This window comes from Limnohabitans sp. 2KL-17, assembly GCF_003063415.1.
Taxonomy (GTDB): Bacteria; Pseudomonadota; Gammaproteobacteria; order Burkholderiales; family Burkholderiaceae_C; genus Limnohabitans_A.
The window spans coordinates 11,507-26,682 of record NZ_NESK01000019.1 but is presented as its reverse complement, the minus strand read 5'-3'; the positions used below and the strand labels follow the sequence as shown (position 1 = coordinate 26,682).

General features: G+C 59.3%; 17 protein-coding genes. 16 read left to right on the top strand and 1 reads right to left on the bottom strand.

Annotated features, from left to right (window positions below; genetic code table 11):
* Window positions 1-33 precede the first annotated feature (33 nt).
* The 14 genes from bchY to B9Z45_RS10740 all read left to right on the top strand — a co-directional run bounded on the left by bchY (window position 34) and on the right by B9Z45_RS10740 (window position 12,090).
* Window positions 34-1,587: a chlorophyllide a reductase subunit Y gene (bchY, locus tag B9Z45_RS10805; protein WP_108407231.1), complete on the top strand. Its 1,554-nt coding sequence runs from the start codon at window positions 34-36 to the stop codon at window positions 1,585-1,587.
* Window positions 1,584-3,116 (top strand): chlorophyllide a reductase subunit Z, encoded by a 1,533-nt coding sequence (bchZ, locus tag B9Z45_RS10800; protein WP_108407230.1) that lies wholly within the window; start codon window positions 1,584-1,586, stop codon window positions 3,114-3,116. Before bchY ends, bchZ begins: the two co-directional genes overlap by 4 nt.
* A 143-nt stretch (window positions 3,117-3,259) precedes the next feature.
* The gene (pufB, locus tag B9Z45_RS10795) at window positions 3,260-3,403 is read left to right on the top strand and encodes a light-harvesting antenna LH1, beta subunit (protein WP_019425952.1); all 144 of its coding nucleotides are present in this window, start codon (window positions 3,260-3,262) and stop codon (window positions 3,401-3,403) included.
* Between the two features lie 44 nt (window positions 3,404-3,447).
* Window positions 3,448-3,672, top strand: coding sequence for a hypothetical protein (locus tag B9Z45_RS10790; RefSeq protein ID WP_108407229.1), 225 nt, complete (start codon window positions 3,448-3,450; stop codon window positions 3,670-3,672).
* 10 nt (window positions 3,673-3,682) lie between these two features.
* Window positions 3,683-3,892 carry a light-harvesting antenna LH1, alpha subunit gene (gene pufA / locus B9Z45_RS10785; protein ID WP_108332385.1) on the top strand — a complete coding sequence of 70 codons (210 nt, stop codon included), beginning with the start codon at window positions 3,683-3,685 and terminating at the stop codon, window positions 3,890-3,892.
* A gap of 83 nt (window positions 3,893-3,975) precedes the next feature.
* Window positions 3,976-4,812 carry a photosynthetic reaction center subunit L gene (pufL, locus tag B9Z45_RS10780; protein ID WP_108407228.1) on the top strand — a complete coding sequence of 279 codons (837 nt, stop codon included), beginning with the start codon at window positions 3,976-3,978 and terminating at the stop codon, window positions 4,810-4,812.
* Window positions 4,813-4,861: 49 nt separating this feature from the next.
* A complete protein-coding gene (pufM, locus tag B9Z45_RS10775; RefSeq protein ID WP_108407227.1) occupies window positions 4,862-5,839 on the top strand; it encodes a photosynthetic reaction center subunit M in 978 nt (325 codons plus the stop codon).
* Entirely contained in the window at window positions 5,836-6,915 is a 1,080-nt protein-coding gene (pufC, locus tag B9Z45_RS10770; protein ID WP_108407226.1) for a photosynthetic reaction center cytochrome PufC, read from the top strand. Before pufM ends, pufC begins: the two co-directional genes overlap by 4 nt.
* A 37-nt stretch (window positions 6,916-6,952) precedes the next feature.
* On the top strand, window positions 6,953-7,780 hold the full coding sequence (locus B9Z45_RS10765) for a hypothetical protein (protein ID WP_233252174.1): 828 nt from the start codon (window positions 6,953-6,955) through the stop codon (window positions 7,778-7,780).
* Entirely contained in the window at window positions 7,773-9,305 is a 1,533-nt protein-coding gene (gene crtD / locus B9Z45_RS10760; RefSeq protein ID WP_108407225.1) for a 1-hydroxycarotenoid 3,4-desaturase CrtD, read from the top strand. Before B9Z45_RS10765 ends, crtD begins: the two co-directional genes overlap by 8 nt.
* Window positions 9,302-10,165, top strand: a complete 864-nt coding sequence (locus B9Z45_RS10755) for a carotenoid 1,2-hydratase (RefSeq protein ID WP_108407224.1) — start codon at window positions 9,302-9,304, stop codon at window positions 10,163-10,165. Before crtD ends, B9Z45_RS10755 begins: the two co-directional genes overlap by 4 nt.
* 137 nt (window positions 10,166-10,302) lie before the next feature.
* Complete coding sequence (gene pufB / locus B9Z45_RS10750) at window positions 10,303-10,455, top strand: light-harvesting antenna LH1, beta subunit (protein WP_019429105.1); 153 nt, start codon at window positions 10,303-10,305, stop codon at window positions 10,453-10,455.
* Window positions 10,456-10,467: 12 nt separating this feature from the next.
* Window positions 10,468-10,659 (top strand): light-harvesting protein, encoded by a 192-nt coding sequence (locus B9Z45_RS10745; RefSeq protein ID WP_108407223.1) that lies wholly within the window; start codon window positions 10,468-10,470, stop codon window positions 10,657-10,659.
* A gap of 51 nt (window positions 10,660-10,710) precedes the next feature.
* The gene (locus tag B9Z45_RS10740; protein ID WP_108407222.1) at window positions 10,711-12,090 is read left to right on the top strand and encodes a PucC family protein; all 1,380 of its coding nucleotides are present in this window, start codon (window positions 10,711-10,713) and stop codon (window positions 12,088-12,090) included.
* A gap of 206 nt (window positions 12,091-12,296) precedes the next feature.
* Here B9Z45_RS10740 and B9Z45_RS10735 read toward each other — a convergent pair whose 3' ends face one another.
* Complete coding sequence (locus B9Z45_RS10735; RefSeq protein WP_233252173.1) at window positions 12,297-13,307, bottom strand: P1 family peptidase; 1,011 nt, start codon at window positions 13,305-13,307, stop codon at window positions 12,297-12,299.
* Window positions 13,308-13,362: 55 nt separating this feature from the next.
* Between B9Z45_RS10735 and B9Z45_RS10730 the strand changes: the two genes are divergently transcribed.
* Together B9Z45_RS10730 and B9Z45_RS10725 are read left to right on the top strand one after the other, a co-directional pair.
* Window positions 13,363-14,328, top strand: a complete 966-nt coding sequence (locus B9Z45_RS10730) for an ABC transporter permease (protein WP_108407220.1) — start codon at window positions 13,363-13,365, stop codon at window positions 14,326-14,328.
* On the top strand, window positions 14,318-15,163 hold the full coding sequence (locus tag B9Z45_RS10725) for an ABC transporter permease (protein ID WP_108407219.1): 846 nt from the start codon (window positions 14,318-14,320) through the stop codon (window positions 15,161-15,163). The genes B9Z45_RS10730 and B9Z45_RS10725 overlap by 11 nt, the downstream gene beginning before the upstream one ends.
* Window positions 15,164-15,176: the final 13 nt, after the last annotated feature.

Sequence of the window (15,176 nt, the reverse complement as noted above, 5' to 3'; positions counted from 1 at the left end):
GCAGCACCTGAAGACATCGAACAGGAACTGGCCATGACACGCACCATCCCGATCCATCCCAGCCCACAGCCGAGCAATCCTGCAGGCTTGCAAGGCGATGGCATGGGTTGCCACGCCGGGACCGAGACCATGGTGGCCGCAGCCAAACAAGCCGGCAAGTCCGAGGTGCTCGACCAGTATGCCAGAGACTATCCGCGCCAGCCCGATGCGGGTCCGCACGACCAGCCGCAAAGCATGTGCCCTGCGTTTGGCTCGCTGCGTGTGGGTTTGCGCATGAAGCGCACTGCCACCATCTTGTCGGGTTCAGCGTGTTGTGTATACGGCCTGACCTTTACCTCGCATTTTTATGGCGCACGCCGCAGCGTGGGTTATGTGCCTTTCAATTCGGAGTCACTGGTCACTGGCAAGTTGTTTGAAGACATCCGCGAAGCGGTACACGCTGAGGCCGATCCGGCCAAGTTCGACACGATCATCATCATTAACCTGTGCGTGCCGACTGCCAGTGGGGTGCCGCTGCAACTGCTGCCCAAAGAAATCAATGGGGTGCGCATCATCGGCATTGATGTGCCAGGTTTTGGCGTGCCCACCCACGCTGAAGCCAAAGATGTGTTGGCCGGGGCGATGCTGAAATACGCCCGTGAAGAAATCATGAGTGGCCCGGTGGCCGCACCAAAGGCTGGACGGGGGGATAAACCCACTGTGGCCTTGCTCGGAGAGATGTTCCCCGCTGATCCGGTCATCATTGGTCAGATGCTGGCACCCATGGGGCTGGCTGCCGGCCCGGTGGTGCCTACCCGTGAATGGCGCGAACTCTATGCCGCGCTTGACTGCTCGGTGGCCGCTGCCATTCACCCTTTTTATACCGCCAGTGTGCGCGAATTCAAGGCTGCAGGCCGCCCTGTGGTGGGTTCGGCCCCGGTAGGCCTAGAGGGTACACAGGACTGGCTGCAAAACATTGGCCAGGCTGCGGGCATTGCGCAATCGCAGATCGACCTGGCGCGCAACCAGGCGCTGACACAAATGCGCGGGTTGCTCATGCAAAAGCCGATCTCGGGCCGCATCACCCTGAGCGGTTACGAAGGCTCCGAATTGCTGGTGGGCCGCTTGCTGATTGAGTGTGGTGCCGACTTGCGTTATGTGGGCTCTGCTTGTCCGGCGACCGACTGGAACGCCCAGGATATCGCTTGGCTGAAGGCCAAAGGCGTGCAGGTGCAAATGCGTGCCTCGCTGGAGCAAGACCTCAACGCCATGTATGAATACCGCCCCCAGTTGGCCATTGGCACCACCCCGGTGGTTCAAATTGCCAAGCAAAACAGCGTGCCCTCGTTGTACTTCACCAACCTGATTTCGGCCCGGCCGCTCATGGGCGTGGCGGGTGCTGGATCACTGGTGCATGTGGTGCAGGCGGCCATGGGCAACCAGGCCCGCTTTGACGCCATGAAATCCTTTTTTGGTGATGTCGGCGTGGGCCATGCGGCAGGCGTCTGGGAATCGGTGCCCAAAGACCGACCCGAATTCAAGGCCGAAACACGCCGCCAGATGGAAAAGATTCTCAAAAAGCGCAAAGCCGAGGAGATGGGATCATGAGCGACACGACTCAAAGCCCAGCGCCCAACACTTTGCCCAAAGCGAAGTCGCCTTTGATCTTGGACCATGACCGCGCAGGCGGCTACTGGGGGGCGGTCTATGTCTTCACCGCCATCAAGGGTTTGCAAGTGGTCATCGATGGCCCTGTGGGTTGTGAAAACCTGCCCGTGACCTCGGTGCTGCATTACACCGATGCACTGCCTCCGCACGAATTGCCCATTGTGGTCACCGGGCTGGCAGAAGAACAACTGGGTCGCGAAGGCACCGAAGGCACCATGAAACGTGCCCACGCCACCCTGGACCCCGAGTTGCCAGCCGTGGTGGTGACAGGCTCGATTGCCGAAATGATCGGCGGCGGCGTCACACCCGAGGGCACCAACATCGCGCGCTTTTTGCCACGCACCATCGACGAAGACCAGTGGCAGTGTGCCAACCGTGCGATGTATTGGCTGTGGAGTGAATACGGCCTGCGCAAAGTGCCTGCGCGCAAGCCCTTTGATGAACGACCAGCCGGTGAAAAACCGCGTGTCAACATCATTGGCCCCTGTTATGGCACCTTCAACAGTGCCAGCGACCTGGCCGAGATCCGTCGTCTGGTGCAGGGCATTGGTGCCGAGGTCAACATGGTCTTTCCGCTGGGCAGCCACCTGGCCGATGTGTCGCGCCTGGTGGAAGCCGATGTCAACATTTGCATGTACCGCGAGTTTGGCCGCATGCTGTGTGAGGCGCTGGAGCGACCTTACCTGCAGGCACCCATCGGGCTGCACAGCACCACCAACTTCCTTCGCAAGTTGGGTGAGTTGCTGAACCTCGATCCCGAGCCTTTCATTGAGCGTGAAAAGCACACCACCCTCAAGCCCATGTGGGATCTGTGGCGCTCGGTGACACAAGACTTTTTTGCCACAGCAAGCTTTGCCGTGGTGGCGGGTGAGACCTATGCGCGCGGCTTGAAAAATTTCCTCGAAACCGAAATGGGCTTGCCTTGTCGCTTCAGCGTTTCGCGCACGGCAGGCAATAAGACAGACAACGTGACTGTGCGTGAACTGGTCAAGACCCAAACCCCGTTGATCATGTTTGGCAGCTACAACGAGCGCATGTACCTGAGTGAAATTTCTGGCGGTAGCCCGATGCGGGCAGCCTTCATTCCGGCTTCGTTTCCAGGTGCCATCATCCGCCGCCATACCGGCACGCCATTCATGGGTTACAGCGGCGCCACTTATGTGGTGCAAGAAGTTTGCAACGCACTGTTTGACGCCTTGTTTCACATCCTGCCGCTGGGCACCGAGATGGACAAGGTCGAAGCCACGGCAGCGCGTGGTGTGGTGGCCCCCAATGCCAGCTGGCAAGACCAGGCCCATCAGCGCCTGCGCGATGTGGTGCAAAGCCAGCCGGTGTTGGTGCAGATTTCTGCGGCCAAGCGCTTGCGCGATCAGGCCGAGCAACTGTCGCAGGCCGCAGGCCAAGACGAAGTCACTGAAGCCCATGTGAATGCCGCCAGCCGAGAACTGGGGATGGGGGTCGTAGCATGAAAACTTTGCGGCCATTGAATAAACACGCAGGTGCCGACCCGGTCGTTGCCCTGCACAAGATGTCGTGGCCTTTGGCTGCGGATGCCCATCTGCGCGGGCTGTGCGCACCCCGGGTCGCAAGGCCTCGTTAACAGGAGCAAAAAATGTCAACCAAGACATCAATTTCCGGACTTACCGATGAGGAAGCCCAGGAGTTCCACCACTACTGGATGCAAGGCACCGTAGGCTTTACAGCGGTCGCTGTACTGGCCCACATCCTGGTCTGGGCGTGGCGTCCCTGGTTCTGATTCAGAGCCTGTTTTTTCACCCATAGATTGACGGAGTCACTGTCATGCAAAACACAACTCACCTCAACGAGGACCATTCGCGTGCGGATGAATCCCCGGCATTTTGGTCCATCTTCCTCATCGGTTTTGGATGTCTGTTCGTGGTCGTCGTACTGGCCAAGCTGGTCGGCGTTCACTGGCGGGATCTGTTGCCCGGCGCTGAAGATGCCAAAAGCATGAGCCAAGGCGTGAATGCTGCGGTGTACACCTTCATGTCCCACATCATTTAGGAGATTCACCATGTGGAGAATTTGGCGACTGTACGACCCTTTGCGTGCCATGGTACTGCAGGGTATTTTCTTGTTCGGGCTGGCCGCGATGATTCACCTCATCTTGCTCAGTACCAACAAATTCAACTGGCTCGACGGTGCGAAAAAACCGGTAGCGGCATCGGCGCAAAACTCGCCGCTGCCGACGTCGGTGGCTTCGCTGGCCGCGCCCAAGTCCTGATTCAGGACTTGTCATCCAGATGCTGTCATTGAACCCGTTTCAATGCGGCATCTGTTTATCCACACAAGCAGGAGGACCAAGCCATGGCCATGCTGAGTTTTGAGAAAAAGTACCGCGTTCGCGGTGGTACCCTGCTGGGTGGCGATTTGTTCGACTTCTGGGTCGGTCCTTTTTACGTCGGGTTTTTCGGCGTCACAACCTTGTTTTTTTCGTTCCTGGGTACGGCCCTGATTTTGTGGGGCGCCTCACAAGGCCCAACCTGGAACATCTGGCAAATCAGCATCGCACCGCCTGATCTGTCGTATGGCCTGCGCTTTGCGCCCCTGATGGAGGGGGGCCTGTGGCAGCTCATCACGGTCTGCGCGATTGGGGCGTTCGGCTCGTGGATGATGCGCGAGGTCGAGATCTGCCGAAAACTGGGCATGGGTTTCCATGTGCCTGTGGCTTTCGGTGTGGCCATCTCTGCTTACGTCACTTTGGTGGTCGTGCGGCCAGTGCTGATGGGCGCCTGGGGACATGGCTTCCCCTACGGCATCTACAGCCACCTTGACTGGGTGTCCAACGTGGGCTATCAGTACCTGCACTTTCACTACAACCCGGCACACATGATTGCCGTGAGCTTCTTCTTTGCCAGTGTGTTTGCCTTGTCGCTGCACGGTGGCCTGATTTTGTCGTCCACCAACCCTGCACCGGGCCATGTCGTCAAGACACCTGAGCATGAAGACACGTTCTTCCGCGACATCATTGGTTATTCGATCGGCACCCTTGGCATCCACCGTTTGGGCTTGTTTCTTGCACTGGCTGCTGTGTTGTTCAGCGCCCTGTGCATCGTGCTCAGTGGCCCCTTCTGGAGCCGTGGCTGGCCCGAGTGGTGGAGCTGGTGGCTGAACATGCCGATCTGGTCCCAGTGGCCCGTCTGAGTCGGACTGCAAGCACAGCCCGAATCCAAAGAATTGAGGAGTACAGCGAATGGCCGACTATCAAAACCTGTTTACCACGGTGCAAGCTGTGGGTCCGGTGCACCTAGGGGTAGAACTTGGACACGGCAACAGTCCGCGAACCGGGCAACCCCTGATCAATTACTGGATCGGCAAGCTGGGCAATGCCCAGCTGGGACCCATCTATCTGGGGGGGCTGGGGCTGGCCTCGCTCGTGTTCGGCATGATCGCTTTTACCCTGATCGGCATGAACATGCTGGCCTCGGTCAACTACGACCCGATCCAGTTTGTGCGCCAGTTGTTCTGGCTGTCACTGGAGCCACCGCCGCCCAGTTATGGGTTGAGTATTCCGCCACTGAACCAAGGCGGATGGTTTTTGATCGTGGGCTTGTTTCTCACGGCATCCATCATGTTCTGGTGGGTCCGCACTTACCGCCGTGCGGTCGAGTTGGGCATGGGCACACATGTTGCCTGGGCGTTTGCGGCAGCTATTTGGCTTTTCCTGGTGTTGGGCTTGTTTCGCCCAATCCTGATGGGCTCTTGGGGTGAGGCAGTGCCCTACGGCATCTTCTCCCATCTCGACTGGACCGCTGCGTTCTCTTTGCGCTACGGCAACCTTTTCTACAACCCGTTCCATGCGTTGTCCATCGTGTTCCTTTATGGCTCTGCCCTGTTGTTTGCGATGCACGGTGCCACCATTTTGGCGGTGACCCGTTTTGGTGGAGAGCGCGAGATCGAGCAGATCACCGACCGCGGGACAGCCTCCGAGCGGGCCGCCTTGTTTTGGCGCTGGACCATGGGCTTCAATGCGACCATGGAATCGATTCACCGCTGGGCCTGGTGGTTTGCCGTGTTGTGCCCCATCACCGGTGGCATTGGCATCTTGCTGACGGGCACCGTGGTGGACAACTGGTACCTTTGGGCCATCAAACATGGCGTGGCACACCCTTACCCAGAAATTTTCCCAGCGATGGTTGACCCCGCGCTGAGCACAGGAGCCAAGCCATGAGCCTGCACACGCTGAACACCAATACGGTGGACCTGAACCCCGCTTGGGCTGGCCGTTTGCTTAAATCCCTGGGCCTGGCAGTCATGGGCCTTTTGCTGGCCGGCTGCGAGCGCCCCAGTCCGGAATCTGTGCAAAGCGGTTATCGGGGCACGGGCATGGTGCAGGTCTACAACGCCCGTCTGCTTGAAGTTAAAACCGAAAAAAACCAACCGCCCGTGGTGATCCCTTCGCCAGGCTCGGATGGTCCCAAGGCATCGCAGGTTTACAAGAACGTCAAGGTGCTGGGTGATCTGAGTGTGGGCGAATTCAACCGGCTCATGGTCTCCATGACCAACTGGGTAGCACCCCAGGAAGGCTGCGCCTATTGCCATCAATTGCCCAATTTTGAAGACGACAGCAAATACACCAAGGTGGTGGCGCGTCGCATGGTCGAGATGACGCAGCACATCAATGCCGACTGGCAGCCCCATGTGGCCCAGACTGGCGTGACCTGCTACACCTGCCACCGCGGAGAGCCCGTGCCCAATGCGATCTGGTTCAAGTCTGACCCGCAACCCTATGGTTCGAACTTCATGGGCGATAAGGCTGGCCAAAACGAACCCTCGCCAGTGGTCAATCTGTCCTCGCTGCCCAACGACCCCTTCACGCCGTTTTTGCTTGGCGACCAGAAAATCCGTGTGAACGGGCCCACTGCCTTGCCTTCTGGTAACCGGCAGTCGATCAAGCAAGCCGAATGGACTTATGGATTGATGACGCACATGTCGACATCGTTGGGCGTGAACTGCACCTATTGCCACAACACCCAGTCGTTCCAGAACTGGGAAAACAGCCCGCCCCAACGTGTAACGGCCTGGCATGGTATCCGCATGGCGCGAGACCTGAACCTGACCTACATGGAGCCCTTGACCGAGGTCTTTCCAGCGCACCGCAAGGGGCCGACAGGTGATGTGGCCAAGCTCAATTGCGCCACTTGCCACCAGGGCGCCTACAAGCCTCTCAATGGCGCACCGATGGCCAAAGACTTTCCTGAATTGCTGAAACCCGCTTTGGCAGCTGCCAAAGTCGCGTCCAAGTAGTTGGCAATAGCCTGTCCAAATTGCCGGACCTTCAGTCATGGAAGCCGTCGTCCCTGTTCATGACCCGCTGTCCGGGGTGGTGGTGGTTTTGCTGGCCGACTTTTTGCGACAGCATCAGGGATGGGGATGGCTGCGGCTGGTGGCGGGTGCCACACCCTACAAGGATGTACCGGGACTGACCACGGTCAAGGTCATGGGCAGCGGCCATGGCGGTGGGTTCAGCCTGCGCCCCAGTGCGACCCACCAAGGCCTGATCTGCACCTTCAGTCACCTTGACCTGGCGTTGAAGTTTCTGGACAGCCCGGCTGTGCAGGCCTACCGAAGCCGAGCCCGTGAGTGCTGGACAGGCGTGATGGCGGTGCAATCGGCCAGGGGCCACTGGGATAAACAAGCCTGGCAAGCCAGCAGCGCGCAAGCGCTGGGCGAGCAGGAAGAAATAAATTTGCAGGCCAAGGGGCCCTTTGCCGTGCTGACTCGCGCCAGCATCGTCCCTTCCAAAGCCATGGCGTTTTGGCGTTATGCCCCGGCGGCTCAGGCCGACCTCGACCAAGCCACCGGTTGCCTGCTGGCCATGGGCTTGGGCGAAGCACCTTTGGTTCGCCAATGTACTTTCAGCTTGTGGCAAGACACAGAGGCCATGCGCCAGTACGCGCAAAAGGGTGCGCACCAGGTGGCCAGTGCGGCAGCCCACAAGCACCAGTTCTTTTCAGAGTCAATGTTCGTGCGCATGCAGGTGCTGCAGATGGCCGGGGTTTGGCAAGGCAAGCCCTTCCATTTGCAAAACACCCGGCCCTTGGGCGAAGAGCCGGCTTTGCGAAGTGCAACCAGCCTGGTGATGCCCACCCCGGAGGCCAGCCATGTCTGAAAACAAGGTGGTCATTGTGGGCGCAGGCATGGGGGGCTTGAGCAGCGCCATGCTGTTGGCGCATCAAGGCCTGGATGTGACCGTGGTTGAAGCCGCAGGCGTACCGGGAGGCAAGGTGCACAGCCGTGAAGTCGCAGGCGTTCATATCGACAGCGGCCCCACGGTGTTCACCATGCGCTGGGTGTTTGATGCCTTGCTGCAAAGTGTGGGCACTAGTGTTGAAGCCGAAATGCAGATCAGCCCATTGAAGGTGCTGGCGCGGCATTTCTGGCCCGATGGCAGCCAGCTTGATTTGTCGGCCGACGCGCAAGAAAGCGAATCGGCCATTGCCGCTTGGTCGGGTGGTGATGAGGCACGGCGCTTTGGGGATTTTTGCAAAACCACCCGTCAACTTTATGCCACCCTCGAAGGCCCGATGATCCGGGTACAACGCCCGAACATGGGCGGTTTCATGGCCGATCTGGGCATGGGCGGTTTGGGTGTGTTGGCTCGGCTGGGGCCGATGCGCAGCTTGTGGCAACAACTGGGTCACCAGTTCACGGACCCGCGCCTGCGCCAGTTGTTTGCACGTTACGCCACTTATTGCGGCTCCTCGCCCTGGCAGTCGCCCGCCACACTCATGTTGATCGCCCAGGTCGAGATGGACGGGGTCTGGTCGGTGGAGGGCGGCATGGTCGGCATGGCCCAGTCGCTGGCGCGTGTGGCTCGGCGCCATGGCGCTGCATTTCGCTACAACAGCACTGTCCGATGCATCGAAAAGCGCCATGGTCGGGTGTGCGGTGTGCAGTTGCAGTCGGGCGAATTTTTGCCTGCAGACCGAGTGATTTTCAATGGTGATGCCGCCGCCTTGCGGCAAGGCTTGCTGGGCGATGCCGCTCGCGACGCGATTCCAAAGGCTGCGCCGCCTCGTTCTCTGTCGGCCCTGACCTGGTCGATGCACACGCCTGCCGAAGGTGTGGCGCTGGACCGTCACAACGTGTTTTTTCAAAATACTTATGCCAGCGAGTTCGAAGACATCTTTGACCGCCAACGCTTGCCGCAGCAGCCCACGGTGTATGTCTGCGCACAAGACCGACCTGCCGAGGTGACCCCTGGCATGGCCGAAAGAATTTTTTGTCTGGTCAACGCCCCCGCCTGTGGTGATGGCAACGGCATCACCGAGGAGGCCCTGGAGCAATGCCAAACACATACCTTCAACCATTTGCGCCAGTTGGGCCTGCACCTGCAGCCAACGCAGAACCAATTCGTCAGGACCACGCCGCAGGACTTTCATCAGCGATTCCCGGCGAGCGGGGGAGCTCTTTACGGGCAGGCGACACACGGCTGGACGAGCATCTTCTCCAGACCTGGCTCCACAACGCCCCTGCAGGGCCTGTATCTGGCAGGGGGCAGCGTGCACCCGGGACCGGGGGTACCGATGGCCGCGCTGTCCGGGCAGCGGGCGGCCGAGGCCGTGATGGCGAGCCTCGTTTCGACCAGCACGTTCCCGATGGGGGCTACCTTTGGTGGTATGTCGACGCCATGAGTGACGACGGACAGCACGGCATCACACTCATCGCCTTTGTCGGCAGTGTGTTCTCGCCTTATTACGCCTGGGCCAGAAAGCGTGGCCGCGCTGACCCGGAAAACCATTGCGCACTCAATGTGGCGATTTACAGCAAAGGCCAGCGTCGCTGGGCCATGACCGAGCGGGGCCAGCGACACTGCGCCCGCAGCGCCGACCAATTCACCATTGGCCCGAGCCAGTTGTCCTGGGATGGCGATTGCCTCAGCATTGACATCAACGAAGTGTGTGTGCCCTTTCCGCACCGCATTCAAGGACGCATCAAACTCTGGCCGCAGCAGTTGTTTGCTTATTCAACGCCGCTGGATGCCGCAGAAAAGCACCGCTGGGGACCGCTGTCGCCGGCATCGCGCATTGAGGTTGATCTGAATGCGCCCGACCTGCAGTGGCAAGGCCACGCCTACCTCGACTCGAACGAAGGTACTGAACCGGTAGAGCGGGGCTTTCACACCTGGGACTGGTCGCGCGCGCGCATGCGCGATGGCAGCACCCTGGTGTTCTATGACATGCAAGCCCCTGGCGCAGATGACCGCGTTTTGTCGCTTCGTTTCACACCGAAAGGCACGGTTGAGCCGATCGCAACTCCTCCGGTTCAGGCCTTGCCAAAAACCGCTTGGCGCATCAATCGCCGGATGCGCAGCGCGCAAGCTGTGAAGGTGCAAGAACAATTGGAAGACACGCCTTTTTACCAACGTGCCTTGCTGCAATTTGATTACGCAGGCGAGCCTTTGGTCGCCTTTCACGAAACCCTGTCGGTGCCGCGTTTGGTGTCACCGTTGGTTCAAGCCATGCTGCCCTGGCGCATGCCACGGCGGGCTTGAAATGATTTGCCTGAAACTTGTTCAACCCGGGCGCTGCTGCCTGGGTGCGCGCGGTTTCAGTGCTTCCCCATTCCTGGCCATGGTGGCCATGAATAGCCCTCGTGCGGGCCGTGCACGTCTTCTGCAAGGAGAAAACTATGTCTAACTCAGACAAAGTCTGGCCAACGGGACTGACCGAGGCCGAATCGGAAGAGATTCACCGCAATCTCATCCAGGGTACGCAGATATTCGGCATGATTGCCGCGTTTGCCCATCTGCTGGCCTACATCTATTCACCCTGGCTCAAGTAAAGGAGGCGCAACATGATCTATTCGAAAATGTGGTGCGTGGTGAAGCCTTCGGTCGGCATTCCGGTGTTCATTGCAGCAGTGGCCATTGCGTCATTCAGCGTGCACCTGGCCTTGACGATGAACACCACTTGGGTGAAAAACTTCCTCAACGGCAGCGCCAAAGTCGTCGCCACGGCACCTGCGGATGCTGCGGTGAAGAAGTAACGGGTGCAACCCGCCGAACGACCAGACGCGCAAGCGTCTGGTCCTTCTCTCATGAATAAATCACGCTCCAATTGGGCGACGTCCCTGGCCAGCCTGGGACCCCGCTTTTTGCCGTTTGCCGACGCTGCCAGCGAAGACCTGCCGCTGTCTCGCCTGCTGCGCTTGTCGCTTTTCCAAATTTCTGTCGGCATGGCCATGGTCATGCTGGTGGGCACCCTCAACCGCGTGATGATCGTGGAGCTGAAAGTTCCAGCCACGCTGGTGTCTCTCATGGTGGCCTTGCCTTTGCTGGTGGCGCCTTTTCGGGCGTTGATCGGTTTCCGCTCTGACAACCACCGGTCTCAACTGGGCTGGCGCCGCGTGCCCTACATCTGGATGGGCAGCTTGCTGCAATTCGGCGGGTTTTCCATCATGCCGTTTGCGCTGCTGGTGTTGGCCGGGGCAGGGCAGTCCAGCCAAGCGCCAGCCTGGGTGGGGTTGGTCGGTGCGGCCGGAGCCTTCATTTTGGTGGGCATTGGCATGCACACTGTGCAAACTGCCGGACTGGCCCTGGCCACCGATCTGGCGCCGGTCGAAAGCCAGCCCAAAGTGGTTGGGCTCATGTACGTCATGCAGTTGCTGGGCATGATCGGCAGCGCATTGATGCTGGGCCATTTGCTGCACGACTACAGCCCGGGGCAGCTCATCCGGGTGGTGCAAGCCGTGGCCGTGATGACCTTGGCGCTGAACGTGATCGCTTTATGGAAGCAAGAGCCGCGAAGCCGGTTGCGCAAGCCGGGCACACCCCTTGAGCAAAATTTTCAGCAGGCCTGGCAAACCTTTTGCAAAGGCCCGAACACCCTGCGCCGATTGTTGGCGGTAGGTCTGGGCACCATGGCTTTCACCATGGAAGATGTCCTGCTGGAGCCTTATGGTGGAGAAATTCTGCACCTCAGCGTGTCGACAACCACCATGCTCACCGCGACCCTGGCCTTGGGTGGTTTGATCGGTTTTGTATGGGCATCGCGTGTGCTGGGTCGGGGGGGCGATGCCTACCGCATGTCCGGTTGGGGTGCTTGGGTGGGTGTGCCTGCATTTGTGGCGGTGATCGCCTCGGCCCCCTTGGTCTCCCCAGTGCTTTTTTCTGTGGGCATTTTTCTGATCGGTCTCGGGGGCGGCTTGTTTGCCCACGGCACACTGACAGCCACCATGCAAATGGCCCCGCCCGAGCAAACCGGTCTGGCCATGGGCGCCTGGGGCGCGGTACAGGCCACCGCAGCAGGCGTGGGCATGGCGCTGGGCGGCGTTGTGCGCGATGGGGTGGCGCTGGTCAGCAGCTCTGTGATGGGTTACTCGGCCGTTTACACACTCGAAATTGTGTTGTTGGGGCTGACCCTTTTGGCCATGGGTCCTTTGATGCGACCTGTACGACCGGTGGGCATCTCTGCATAATCGCATTCAGCGTTGATTGATCATTTACCCCAAAGCAAAGGAAAAACCATGGAAATCAAACATATCCTCATCATCATGTTCGTGGTCTTTGGCCTGTTCATGCTGGCCAACTGGTTCAACCGACCCAAAGGCCCACGCAAGTGATTTGCGGATAGTCTTGCTCCAAAAAACCGCTGCAAAGCGGTTTTTTCTTGTCCAGAGGGCTTTTACAGATGGGCTGCAGGCACATGACCCCAGACGGTCGAGATGGCCTGCGCCTGTCTGACCGCATCAACCGTAGCCAACGCCGTGGCATGTGCCGCCATCACCGTGAGCAGCATCAAGTCTGCAGGGCTGTTTTCGGTGCAAGTGGCCATGGCAAACAGTGTGTCTCCGTCCAGGGTGGTGTGGGCGGGTCGGATGCTTCGTGCGAGACCATCATGGGCACTCATGGCCATGCGTTTGGCCTGGGCTTTGTTCAAGGTGGCGTTGGTTGCAACCACACCAATGGTGGTGTTGGTGCCGGGCAGGGGGCGGTTGCTGCTCTCGCCGTTCAGCAAAGCACGCTGGGTGTCGATCATGGTTTTTCCATCGGCTGATCGGGCCCCTGCGATGACTTGGCCAGTCGCTGGGTCGATGACATCACCTACGGCGTTGCAGGCCACCAAGGCGCCTACCACCCAAGGGCCCACGCGCACACTGGCGTTGCCGATGCCTCCTTTCATGCAGCGTTGCAGGCCAAACAGTTTGCCCACACAGGCGCCTGCGCCTGCACCCACGTTGCCCGCTGTCGGTTTGTTGCGCGTTGCGGCCAGACATGCGGCATAACCTGCATCAGCGCCTGGCCTGGCTTTGGGGTCGTTGCCAGGGCAGGTTACAGGAAGGTCAAATAACACGGCAGCCGGCACAATCGGAACCCGGCCGTATCCCGTTTCGAAACCAATGCCTTGCTCGTCCAGCCAGCGCATCACACCCGTGGCTGCATCCAGACCAAAAGCACTCCCACCGCTCAGCGCCACGGCATGTACTTTGTCCACCAGGTTGGAAGGGTCCAGTAAATCGGTTTCCCGAGTGCCAGGTGCGGCACCCCGAACATCCACAGCCCCCACAGCGCCGTCCACTGCCAACACCACCGAGCAACCGGTCAGTCGCTCGCTCAGCGTGAAGTGCCCAACTTGCAAGCCGTCGACATCGACTATGCTGCCAAGCTCAATGCCTCTGGCGCTGTTTACAATCATTTCGTATGCCATTTAAAACCTTTTTCATTGTGGCTCATTGATCCGAGAATAGCTTGTGCCCCTGTTTTTAATCAAAAGACTGCTGAGCTTTATTTTGACCCTGCTGGCCACATCGGTCGTGGTGTTTGCCGTGCTTGAGTTCTTGCCCGGAAACGCAGCACAGGTGATTTTGGGGGAAACCGCGACGGCCGAGTCGATTGCTGCGATGGAAACCAAGATGGGCTTGAACCAGCCCGCCAGCACCCGTTACCTGAACTGGATTGGCGGCTTGTTGAAAGGGCAGACAGTCCTGAGCATTTCTTATGACACAAGCACAGCCCAGTTGATGGCCGAACGCATGCAGGTCTCGATTCCCCTGGCGGTGATGGCCATGTTCCTGACGGTGGCGCTGGCTTTGACACTTGGCATTTATGCCGCTTCGCAACAAAACAAAGCAGGCGATGTCAGCGTCATGATGTTCAGCCAGGTCGGATTGGCCGTCCCTAATTTCTGGTTGGCGATCTTGCTGATTTTGCTGTTCGCGGTGCACCTAGAGTGGCTCAGTGCCGGCGGGTTTCCGGGCTGGTCAGCCGATGACGGTGGCGGCGTGGGGGAGGCCCTGAAGGCCTTGCTGCTACCGGCATTGGCTTTGGCTGCGGTACAAACAGCCATCTTGACGCGGGTCACTCGCTCTGCGGTACTGGACACCCTTCGTGAAGATTTTGTACGCACTGCGCGTGCCAAGGGGTTGTCTCGCCGTCAGATGCTTTGGGGCCATGTGCTGCGCAACGCCATGATTCCCGTGCTCACCGTGATGGGCTTGCAGTTTGGCAACCTGATTACTGGCGCCATCGTGATTGAAAACGTTTTCGTGCTGCCAGGCATTGGTCGGCTGATTTTCCAGGCTATTGCAAACCGCGATCTCATCGTGGTGCGCGATGTGGTCATGTTGCTGTCGGCCTTGGTGGTGCTGATCAACTTTTTTATCGATGTTCTGTATGCGTTGATCGATCCGCGTGTGAAGGCAGGCCATGCAGGATAAAAATATGGCGTGGCGCCGTGCCTTGAGGCACCCCAGTTTTGTGCTGGGTGGTGCCATGGTCTTGCTGCTGTTGTTCTGTGCGGGCTTGTCCTTGTTCTGGTCGCCATACCCGGTGGGCGACATAGACATCCCCAACAAGCTGGCTTTGCCCAGCGCCGCCCACTGGCTGGGCACAGACAGCCTGGGGCGTGACATCGGCGCTTTGTTGCTGGCGGGCTGCCAGAATTCCCTGCTCGTCGGATTCATTGCGGTTGGCATTGGTTTGGGGATCGGTGTGCCGCTGGGTTTGTTGGCTTCGGCCCGCAGGGGTTGGGTGGAAGAAGTCATCATGCGGGCATCGGACTTTACATTTGCTTTTCCAGCCCTGTTGTCGGCCATCATGTTGACTGCGATTTACGGGCCGGGTCTGGTCATCAGCATTGTGGCGATAGGGATTTTCAACATACCGGTGTTCACACGCATCACGCGTGGTGCAGCCAATGCGGTCTGGTCGCGTGACTTCACGGCCGCTGCACGGGCTTCGGGCAAGGGGCCCTTGTCCATCACCCTGTCGCATGTATTGCCCAACATCGCGAGCGTTCTGATCGTTCAGTCAAGCATTCAGTTTTCGATCGCAATCCTGGCTGAGGCGGCTTTGTCGTATCTGGGATTGGGGACGCAGCCACCGCAGCCCAGTTGGGGCCGCATGCTCAATGAGGCGCAGTCCCAGATTTTTCAAGCTCCGATGCTCGCGGTTTATCCCGGCGCAGCGATTGCGCTGGCGGTGCTGGGCCTGAACCTCATGGGGGATGGTCTGCGGGATGTGCTCGACCCCCGGTTGGCAAGGCAGCGGTAAATAGCGATGACTG